This window comes from Limnohabitans sp. WS1 (genome assembly GCF_003063265.1).
Lineage (GTDB): Bacteria > Pseudomonadota > Gammaproteobacteria > Burkholderiales > Burkholderiaceae_C > Limnohabitans_A.
Genome location: NZ_NERU01000015.1, coordinates 109,138 through 119,472, shown reverse-complemented (window position 1 = coordinate 119,472; position 10,335 = coordinate 109,138). Strand labels below are relative to the sequence as shown.

Here is a 10,335-nt window from a genome sequence, read left to right as displayed (position 1 = left end):
CCGCCAGTTCGCCTCCGGTTGCTCCCCACCCCGCTTCGCAGCGACGCAGTTACCTTCGACTACGGGGCCTTGGCTTACCCCGACATGGACTCTCACCATGCTGTGTACGCGCCTTCACGGGCGCACTAGGAGCGACGCCCTCGTCGCGATCAAGCCTCGCAGACCACCACCCATCGCCCCGGGGGCGGGGCTCCTACATAGAAGCAATCAGCCATGGCCCCTGTAACTGGGCTCCCACATTCCCCCTGTAGGAGCGACGCCCTCGTCGCGATCAAGCCTCGCAGACCACGCCCCATCGCCCCGGGGGCGGGGCTCCTACATAGAAGCAATCAGCCATGGCCCCTGTAACTGGGCTCCCACATTCCCCCTGTAGGAGCGACGCCCTCGTCGCGATCAAACCCCGCAGACCACCACCCATCGCCCCGAGGGCGGGGCTCCTACACAGAGGCAGTCAGCCATCTCCCTGATGCATGGCTCCACATCTCCCCCCTGTAGGAGCGACGCCCTCGTCGCGATCAAGCCTTGCAGACCACCACCCAGACAAAAACGCTCAAGTGGCAAGGCCCCCATCGCTGCCTGAATCGACGGCTGTGCGGACCAAATAGGCCCACAAATCTTGCACCGAGCGACCTGCCAAGGGCTTGTGGCGTGACTTTTCGCGGTAAGCCCGCACCTCCATGGTCAGCACCATGGGCGGTTCGTGCGGCAAAAAAGCACGCACCAAAGCACCCGACTCGAATTCCTTGGTCACCGCACTTTGCGGCAAAAACGCCAGGCCATGCCCCTCAAGCGCCATGCCCTTCAAACCCTCGGCCATGTCGGTCTCGTACACGCGGTCCACATGGATCACCGTGCCCGATTGCTTCAACATCCAATCGGTCACCGCCCCCAAATAAGCCCCAGGGGCATAACCCAAATAGGGCAAAGGCCTGGCACTGCTGCCGGGCAAACGAAACAAAGGCTCACCCGCTGCATCGGCCTTCACGTAAGGGGCCATCTCCTCATGGCCCAGCACCACCATGTCGTAACGCTCTGGGTCCAGCTGCAAGGGCTGTGAGGGGTGGTGATAAGCGATCAACACATCACAGCCCCCTTCCACCAAGCGCATGGCGGCATCGTGCACATTCAAGGCCATGAGCCGGGTTTTGATGGGCCCAAAACCCTCGCGCAAACGTGCCAACCAAGCAGGAAAAAAGGTCAACGCCAAAGTGTGCGGCACCGCAAACTCCAGCACATCCTGCCCCGCACTGGCATGGCTGCGCAGCATGGCGCGGGTGGTCTGCAAGGACTGCAGCAACTCCAGGGCCTGTCCGTACAAAGTCTCCCCGGCGGGGGTCAAGCTGGCGGGGTAAGAGCTGCGGTCCACCAAATCCGCCCCGGCCCACGCCTCCAGCGACTGAATACGCCTCGAAAATGCGGGCTGCGTGACATGCCGCAACTGCGCCGAACGGCTGAAACTGCGCGTTTCAGCCAGGCTTACAAAATCTTCCAACCATTTCGTTTCCATGGCGCGATTATGGTTGAGCGTTGGGGCGTTGGGGCGTTGGGGCGTTGGGGCGTTGGGCCTTTGGGCCTTTGGGCCTTTGGGCCTTTGGGGCTTTGTAGGAGCGACGCCCTCGTCGCGATCAAGCCTCGCAGACCACCACTCATCGCCCCGGGGGCGGGGCTCCTACAAACAGGCAGGCTGCCAGTGACCCTGTTGCATGGCTCCATATTTCCCTTGTAGGAGCGACGCCCTCGTCGCGATCAAGCTTCGCAGACCACACCCCATCGCCCCGGGGGCGGGGCTCCTACATTTTGTAGGAGCGACGCCCTCGTCGCGATCAAGCCTCGCAGACCACGCCCCATCGCCCCGGGGGCGGGGCTCCTACATTTTGTAGGAGCGACGCCTTCGTCGCGATCAAGCCTCGCAGACCACGCCCCATCGCCCCGGGGGCGGGGCTCCTACAAACAGGCAGTCAGCCAGTGACCTCAGGGCGGGCTTTTACAAATTGCAGCGGCGCACGATCTCGGTGGTGGAGGCGCTTTGGTTCATGGTGTAGAAGTGAATGGCGGGCACGCCGCCGTTCATGAGCTGCTCGCACAGGTCACTCACCACATCCAGGCCAAAGGCCTTGATGGACTCCACATCATCGCCATAGCCTTGCAAACGCAAGCGGATCCAGCGCGGGATCTCGGCACCACAAGCGTCGGAAAAACGCAGCAGCTGCGAGGAACTGGTGATGGGCATGATGCCGGGCACCACGGGCACGTCCACACCGAGTTTGTAGGCATCGTCTACAAAGCGGAAGTAGGCGTCGCTGTTGTAAAAATATTGCGTGATGGCTGAATTGGCACCGGCCTTGACCTTGGTGGCAAAAGCCTGCAAGTCGGACTCGGGCGACTTGGCTTGGGGGTGGATTTCGGGGTAGGCCGCCACTTCGATGTGGAAATCGTCACCCGTCTCGGCCCGGATAAAGGCCACCAGATCGCTGGCGTAGTGGAACTCGCCACCTGCGCCATAGCCGCTGGGCAAGTCGCCGCGCAAAGCCACCAGGCGCTTGACGCCCATGGCCTTGAGGGTGGCCAACTCTTCGCGCACCGATGCCTTGGTCGCACCAATGCACGAAAAGTGCGAAGCGGCTGCAACGCCCTCGCTCAGGATGGCGCTCACGGTGGAAAAGGTGCCCTCTTGCGTCGAGCCGCCTGCGCCGTAAGTGACCGAGCAAAACTCAGGCTTCAGGGCGTACAACTTCTCGCGCACACCGCGCAATTTTTCTGCACCTTCGGGCGTTTTGGGTGGAAAAAATTCCAAGCTGATGGGCAGTTTCAAACCAGACATCACAACACCTTCAAAAATTCAATAGTCGTTGGCCTTGGCATAGGCCTTGGCGGCCAGATCGGCCTCGTGCGCCACACGGGTGGCCTCGCGTGCGGGCAAAACGGCCGCCGGGTCGGGCCAGCAGGCCTGCACAAAAAATTCATGGTTGCCATCACCGCCCGCGATTGGGCTGTCCAGCCATGCGGTGACCTTCATGCCCAATTCGGTCAAAGCCGTGCGCACGCGGTTTTCGATGAAGGGGAAATGCGTGTCGTCTTTCACGATGCCGCCCTTGCCCACTTGGCCCGGCTGCAGCTCAAACTGGGGTTTGACCAGCATGAGCAACTGGCCCGTGGGTTTGAGCAAATGCACCACGCCCGGTAGCACCAAGGTCAGCGAGATAAAGGACACATCGCCCACCATCAGGTCAAAGCCTTCCAGCGCATCGGGAATGCGCTCGTCACCGGGCTCCAGCTCGCGGGCATTCACGCCTTCGATGCAGATCACCCGTTCATCCTGACTGATGCGTGGATGCACCTGGGCATGGCCCACGTCAATGCCCACCACCTCGGCCGCGCCGTGCTGAAGCAAACAGTCGGTGAAGCCGCCTGTGCTTTGGCCCACATCCAGACAGCGCAAACCGTCCACCTGCACACCCGTGGCCTTCAATGCGCCTTCGAGCTTGAGGCCGCCACGCGACACATAGCGCGACTCGGCATCGTCCAGCAGCTCCAGTGCGGCACCCTCCGGCACCTCATCGCGGTTTTTGACAATGGCACGCCAAGTCCCGTCGGGCTGCTGCCACTTCACACCCCCAGCAATGAGTCGCTGGGCTTGTGAGCGGGAGGCGGCCAAGCCACGTTCGACGAGAAGTTGGTCAATGCGCATGCGGTGGGGTTTCAATCAAACAAGGGTGGGAGGGATCAGCAGGCGATGGTGGCGGGACGAACATGTCGGGGCTAAAGCCACCGACCTACGGAGCGGCATCTGTAGGTCGGCGGCTTCAGCCCCGACGTGATGTCGAAAAAACACCACGAAGGCTGAACCCCTCAACCCACTCAGCGCATCAATAGCGGTAAGTGTCGGCCTTGTACGGGCCGTTTTTCGACACACCGATGTATGACGCTTGCTCGTCGCTGAGTTCGGTCAGCATCGCGCCGACTTTCTTCAGGTGCAAACGTGCGACCTTCTCATCGAGGTGCTTGGGCAACACATAGACCTTGCCGGACTCGTACTGGTCTTGCTTGGTGAACAACTCGATCTGGGCAATGGTCTGGTTGGCGAACGAAGACGACATCACAAAGCTGGGGTGGCCAGTGGCGCAGCCCAGGTTCACCAAGCGGCCTTTGGCCAACAAGGTGATCTTCTTGCCATCGGGGAAGATGACGTGGTCGACTTGAGGCTTGATCTCGTCCCACTGGCACTTGTCCAGCGAAGCGACGTCGATCTCGTTGTCGAAGTGACCGATGTTGCAGACGATGGCTTCGTCCTTCATGGCGGCCATGTGCTCGTAACGGATCACGTTCTTGTTGCCGGTGGCCGACACGAAGATGTCGCACTTGTCAGCGGCGTATTCCATGGTCACGACCTTGAAGCCTTCCATCGCGGCTTGCAGGGCGTTGATCGGGTCGATCTCGGTCACCCAGACTTGGGCGCTCAGGGCGCGCAGGGCTTGGGCCGAGCCCTTGCCCACGTCACCGTAACCGGCCACCACAGCCACTTTGCCGGCGATCATCACGTCGGTCGCGCGCTTGATGGAGTCCACCAAGGATTCGCGGCAGCCGTACAGGTTGTCGAACTTGCTCTTGGTCACCGAATCGTTCACGTTGATGGCGCGGAACATCAGGCTGCCCTTGGCGGCCATTTCGTTCAGGCGCAACACGCCGGTGGTGGTCTCTTCGGTCACGCCAATGATGTGCGCACCCTTGCGGCTGTACCAGGTGGGGTCCACGGCCAGCTTGGCTTTGATGGCGTTGAAGAGGCAGGTCTCTTCTTCGCTGGTGGGGTTGGCGATGAGAGATGCGTCGGTTTCGGCACGCTTGCCCAAGTGCATGAGCAAGGTGGCGTCGCCGCCGTCGTCCAAGATCATGTTGGGGCCTTCGCCGGGCGTGCCTGCGGGGCCAAAGTCAAAAATGCGGTGGGTGTAATCCCAATAGTCGGCCAGGGTCTCGCCCTTGATGGCAAAAACGGGCGTGCCCTTGGCGGCAATCGCCGCAGCGGCGTGGTCTTGGGTCGAGAAGATGTTGCAAGAAGCCCAACGCACGTCAGCGCCCAGGGCTTGCAGGGTCTCGATCAGCACGGCCGTCTGGATGGTCATGTGCAGCGAGCCGGTGATGCGAGCGCCCTTCAAGGGCTGCGCTGCGTTGAACTCTTCGCGGATGGCCATCAGGCCGGGCATTTCGGTCTCGGCGATTTTGATTTCTTTGCGGCCCCAATCGGCCAGGCCGATGTCGGCAATCACGCAATCAGCGTTAACGGTGGAAGGCATACGTGCATTCATGAGAAAAGCTCCAAAGCAATGTGAAAAAGCCACACGCATGGATGAAAGCACTGAATGGAAGGTACAGGCTCACCGCACGTCGTGTGGATGAGCGTCGTTGCTGTTTGAAGGTTCCGAGCCTCACGCCTGCTGCCAGCTTTGGGGCTGGTGGGCGCTGCAACGCTCCTCGGAAGTTGGGCATTGTAACGACTACCGAGCCACCCGATAGCCGTCTTGATGAAAAGACATGTTTTTTCGGTCAATTGAAGCCCCGGGGCGATGGGTCGTTGTTTACGGGGCTTTTCGCGACGAGGGCGTCGCTCCTGCGGGGAGTTTCGTAGCGTGCCAGCGCCCGCAAGGCACGGGCCCTGTCCAGCGACCACCTTCAATGACGACAAATTCCACACACAAAAACGTATTACAATTTTTGCCATAGCTTTTGTAAGTTCATTTTCAACCACAAGGAGATCACCATGCATGCCGCCACGCTTTCATTTCGAGCCGGTGACGAGTTCGCCGAGCAAACCCGTGCGCTGGCCAGCCTGCTGGGTTTAAAGAGCTCTGACTACATTCGTCAGGCTGTTCGGGAGAAAAACGAGCAGGTCATGGCGCAGCGCATGGCGATGCTCTCCAAAGCACTCTCCGCTGATCACCTGAGTCTGAATGAATCGCTTGAGGACTCGCTCGAAGATGGCCTCCATTAAGGTCTTGCGGGGCCAAATCTGGGAAGTCAATTTCGAGCCTCAGGCCCACAAAGAAGAACCCGGAAAACGCAACAGACCGGCCCTGGTCATTCAGACCGATTTGTTAAACCGGGCCGGGCATCCCACCACCATTGTGGTGGTGGGGACAACACAAATAAGGCGTGACCAAGACTACTTTCCTTTGCGAATTGCCTTGGTCAACCAAGCCGGGCTCATCCAGGAAACTGATTTGCTCATCGACCAGATTCGCGCCATCTCCAACCAACGGTTCATGGGCACGCAGCCGCTTGCCACACTGAGCAGCAACCATCTTAAAAAAGTCGAAGAAGCACTCAAGCTGCTGGTTGGACGTTGAAGGGATTCACACTGAGCGCCTTGAATCTGCCACGCACGAACAAAGCACAGGGTGAGAATTGGGGCTGCATTTGACCGGCCCCAGCGCCCACAAGGCCCCCCCTTGGCCCGTTAAAATCTCCCCCATCGCGACCACCCTTGGCCGCCCGCTCAGCACCCCCTGCGGTGCCACCCCGATCAGGACCCCCTTGTGACCTACGCCAATGAAACCCGGCGCCGCCGGACTTTTGCCATCATTTCGCACCCCGACGCCGGTAAAACCACGCTGACCGAAAAGCTCTTGCTGTTCTCGGGCGCGATCCAGATTGCCGGTTCGGTCAAGGCCCGCAAGGCCTCGCGCCACGCCACATCGGACTGGATGGAAATCGAAAAGCAGCGGGGCATTTCAGTCGCTTCGTCCGTGATGCAAATGCTCTACCGCGAGCACGTCATCAACCTGCTCGACACCCCCGGCCACAAGGACTTTTCCGAAGACACCTACCGCGTGCTCACGGCGGTGGACTCGGCGCTCATGGTCATTGACGCGGCCAACGGCGTGGAAGCACAAACCCGCCGCCTGATCGAGGTCTGCCGTCAGCGCGACACGCCCATCATCACCTTTGTGAACAAGATGGACCGCGAAGTGCGCGACCCGCTCGACATCCTTGACGAAGTCGAGCGCGAGCTGGGCATGCCCTGCGTGCCCATGACCTGGCCCGTGGGCCAGGGCAAGAGCTTCGGCGGCATCATCAACTTGCGCACGCAGGCCATGACGGTGTTTGACTCCGGCAGCGAACGCCTGCCGCAAGACTTCGAGACCATTCCCCTCACCGAGCAAGCCCAACTGGCCGAGCGCTTTGGCCTGGAGTGGCAGACCGCCATGGACAGCATGGAGCTGGCCACCGGCGCATCGCCCGCGTTTGACGAAGCGGCCTTCTTGGCAGGCAAACAAACACCCGTGTTCTTTGGCTCCGGTGTGAACAACTTCGGCGTGATGGAAGTGCTGGACGCCCTGGTCGATTTAGCCCCCGCGCCCAAGCCCCGCACCAGCAACTTGCTGGTCAACAAGCAGCCCGTGGTCAAAGAAATCCAGCCCGAAGACAGCGCATTCTCGGGCGTGGTGTTCAAGGTGCAGGCCAATATGGACGCCAACCACCGCGACCGCATCGCTTTTGTGCGCATGGCGTCTGGCAAATACACCCCCGGCATGAAGCTCAAGGTGCAGCGCACGGGCAAAGAGCTGCGGCCCACCAGCGTGGTGACCTTCATGAGCCAACGTCGCGAAGCTGTGGAAGAGGCCTTTGCGGGTGACATCATTGGCTTTACCACCCATGGCGGCGTGCAGCTGGGGGACACCATCACCGACGGCGCGAATTTGCAATTCACCGGCCTGCCGTTTTTTGCACCCGAACTCTTCATGACCGTGATCCTGAAGAACCCGCTGCGCACCAAGCAACTGCAAACCGGCTTGGACCAGTTGGGTGAAGAAGGCGCGATCCAGGTTTTCAAACCCGAAATCGGCGGTCCCATGCTGCTCGGCGCAGTGGGTCAGCTGCAGTTTGAAGTGGTGCAGCACCGCCTCAAAGCCGAATACGACTGCGATGTGCGACTGGAAGGCTGCCAGTACACCGGCGCCCGCTGGATCACCGCCGACACCCCGGCCGAGCTGCGTGAGTTCACCAACGCCTACCCGCAGCGCATGTCGCTCGACGCGGCCGGCACCTTGGCGTATTTGTGCACCAGCCCTTACGACGTGCGCCTGGCGCAAGAACGCTTTCCCAAAATACACTTCCACCCGCTGCGCGAACACGCGGGATTGGCGTTGGGCAGCGCGGGCTGAATGAGTTTGGCATTGGGCGTCTCCCTTGTGGGAGCGACGCCCTCGTCGCGATAAGCCTTATGGACCACCAAGAATCGCCCCGAGGGCGGGGCTCCTACAAATTGCAGGCATCCCCTTGTAGGAGCGACGCCCTCGTCGCGATAAGCCTTGTGGACCACCAAGAATCGCCCCGAGGGCGGGGCTCCTACAAAACGCAGGCATACCCTTGTAGGAGCGACGCCCTCGTCGCGATAAGCCTTGTGGACCACCAAGCATCGCCCCGAGGGCGGGGCTCCTACAAAATGCAGACATCCCCCTGTAGGAGCGACGCCCTCGTCGCGATAAGCCTTGTGGACCACCACCCATCGCCCCGAGGGCGGGGCTCCTACAAAACGCAGGCATCCCCCTGTAGGAGCGACGCCCTCGTCGCGATAAGCCTTGTGGACCACCAAGCATCGCCCCGAGGGCGGGGCTCCTACAAAACGCAGGCATCCCCTTGTAGGAGCGACGCCCCCGTCGCGATAACCCCCGCAGACAACCAAGCATCGCCCCGAGGGCGGGGCTCCTACAAAATGCAGGCATCCCCTTGTAGGAGCGACGCCCCCGTCGCGATAAGCCTTGTGGACCACCAAGAATCGCCCCGAGGGCGGGGCTCCTACAAAAAGCAGACATCCCCTTGTAGGAGCGACGCCCCCGTCGCGATAAGCCTTATGGACCACCAAGAATCGCCCCGAGGGCGGGGCTCCTACAAAACGCAGGCATCCCCTTGTAGGAGCGACGCCCCCGTCGCGATAAGCCTTGTGGACCACCAAGCATCGCCCCGAGGGCGGGGCTCCTACAAAATGCAGACATCCCCCTGTAGGAGCGACGCCCCCGTCGCGATAAGCCTTGTGGACCACCAAGAATCGCCCCGAGGGCGGGGCTCCTACACAATGCAGGCATTCCCCTGTAGGAGCGACGCCCCCGTCGCGATACCCCCCGCAGACCACCACCCATCGCCCCGAGGGCGGGGCTCCTACAAAATGCAGGCATCCCCTTGTAGGAGCGACGCCCTCGTCGCGATAAGCCCCGCAGACCACGACCCATCGCCCCGAGGGCGGGGCTCCTACAAAAAGCAGACACCCCCCTGTAGGAGCGACGCCCCCGTCGCGATCAGCCTCGCAGACCACGACCCATCGCCCCGAGGGCTGGGCTCCTACAAAAGGTTTTCATGAAACCACTTTCAGACTGGCACACGCCGCAAGGCCTCATCGGCGTCTTCACCGACATCGACGACACGCTGACCACCGATGGCGCGATCACCCCCGACGCCTTGCAAGCCCTGGCCGATCTGAAAGCCGCTGGCCTGCATGTGGTGCCGATCACCGGGCGCCCTGTGGGCTGGAGCGAGCCCTTTGCGGCCAGTTGGCCGGTGGACGCCATCGTGGCCGAAAACGGGGCGGTGGGGCTGCAACACTCGGCCAACTTGGGTTTGCGCAAGCTCTACCAGCAAGACGCGGCCACACGCCGCGACAACTTCAGCCGCATGCAAACGGTCCTGACTCACATTGAAAACAGCGTGCCGGGTGCACAACGCTCACAAGACAGCGCCGGGCGCGAGACCGACATCGCCATTGACCACAGCGAATTCACACACTTGCCGCAGACGGCCATCAACAGCGTGGTGCGCATGATGCAATCAGCAGGCATGACGGCGACGGTGAGCAGCATCCACATCAACGGCTGGTTTGGCGAGCACAGCAAGCTGACAGGCGCCCGCTGGATCGTGCGCGAACTGTGGGGCCGCGATCTGGACGCCGAAATCGAGCGCTGGGCCTATGTGGGCGACTCGACCAATGACCAGGTGATGTTTGAGCACTTTGCGCACAGCGTGGGTGTGGCCAACATCCGGCGCTTTGAGGGGCAGTTGACCCACCCGCCGCGCTACATCACCCCCAGTGAACGCGGTGCGGGTTTTGCTGAAATGACACGGCATCTGCTTAAAATTTAATCGATGGTGGTGGTGTGCGGGGGTTATCGCGACGGGGGCGTTGCTCCTACAAGGGAATGCCTGCTTTTTGTAGGAGCCCCGCCCTCGGGGCGATGGTGGTGGTGTGCGGGGCTTATCGCGACGAGGGCGTCGCTCCTACAAGGGAATGCCTGCTTTTTGTAGGAGCCCTGCACTCGGGGCGATGGTGGTGGTGTGCGGGGCTTATCGCGA

At 61.3% G+C, this 10,335-nt stretch carries 8 protein-coding genes and 1 riboswitch; of the genes, 4 read left to right on the top strand and 4 right to left on the bottom strand.

Annotated features, from left to right (window positions below):
• Positions 1-550: 550 nt before the first annotated feature.
• The 4 genes from B9Z48_RS16640 to ahcY form a co-directional block, all read right to left on the bottom strand.
• Positions 551-1,507, bottom strand: coding sequence for a LysR substrate-binding domain-containing protein (locus B9Z48_RS16640; RefSeq protein ID WP_108379882.1), 957 nt, complete (start codon positions 1,505-1,507; stop codon positions 551-553).
• 477 nt (positions 1,508-1,984) lie between these two features.
• A complete protein-coding gene (metF, locus tag B9Z48_RS16630) occupies positions 1,985-2,821 on the bottom strand; it encodes a methylenetetrahydrofolate reductase [NAD(P)H] (protein WP_108379880.1) in 837 nt (278 codons plus the stop codon).
• Positions 2,822-2,839: 18 nt separating this feature from the next.
• Positions 2,840-3,688 carry a TlyA family RNA methyltransferase gene (locus tag B9Z48_RS16625; protein ID WP_108379878.1) on the bottom strand — a complete coding sequence of 283 codons (849 nt, stop codon included), beginning with the start codon at positions 3,686-3,688 and terminating at the stop codon, positions 2,840-2,842.
• A 178-nt stretch (positions 3,689-3,866) separates the two neighbouring features.
• On the bottom strand, positions 3,867-5,300 hold the full coding sequence (gene ahcY / locus B9Z48_RS16620) for an adenosylhomocysteinase (protein ID WP_089963788.1): 1,434 nt from the start codon (positions 5,298-5,300) through the stop codon (positions 3,867-3,869).
• Between the two features lie 82 nt (positions 5,301-5,382).
• Positions 5,383-5,474: riboswitch (S-adenosyl-L-homocysteine riboswitch) on the bottom strand.
• Positions 5,475-5,752: 278 nt separating this feature from the next.
• Here ahcY and B9Z48_RS16615 point away from each other — a divergent pair.
• From B9Z48_RS16615 to B9Z48_RS16600, 4 genes are all read left to right on the top strand, one after another.
• Positions 5,753-5,983: an antitoxin of toxin-antitoxin stability system gene (locus tag B9Z48_RS16615; protein ID WP_108379876.1), complete on the top strand. Its 231-nt coding sequence runs from the start codon at positions 5,753-5,755 to the stop codon at positions 5,981-5,983.
• Positions 5,970-6,338, top strand: coding sequence for a type II toxin-antitoxin system PemK/MazF family toxin (locus B9Z48_RS16610; protein WP_108379874.1), 369 nt, complete (start codon positions 5,970-5,972; stop codon positions 6,336-6,338). The genes B9Z48_RS16615 and B9Z48_RS16610 overlap by 14 nt, the downstream gene beginning before the upstream one ends.
• 189 nt (positions 6,339-6,527) lie before the next feature.
• A complete protein-coding gene (locus B9Z48_RS16605; RefSeq protein WP_108372276.1) occupies positions 6,528-8,156 on the top strand; it encodes a peptide chain release factor 3 in 1,629 nt (542 codons plus the stop codon).
• A 1,189-nt stretch (positions 8,157-9,345) separates the two neighbouring features.
• Positions 9,346-10,125 carry an HAD-IIB family hydrolase gene (locus B9Z48_RS16600; RefSeq protein ID WP_108379872.1) on the top strand — a complete coding sequence of 260 codons (780 nt, stop codon included), beginning with the start codon at positions 9,346-9,348 and terminating at the stop codon, positions 10,123-10,125.
• Positions 10,126-10,335: the final 210 nt, after the last annotated feature.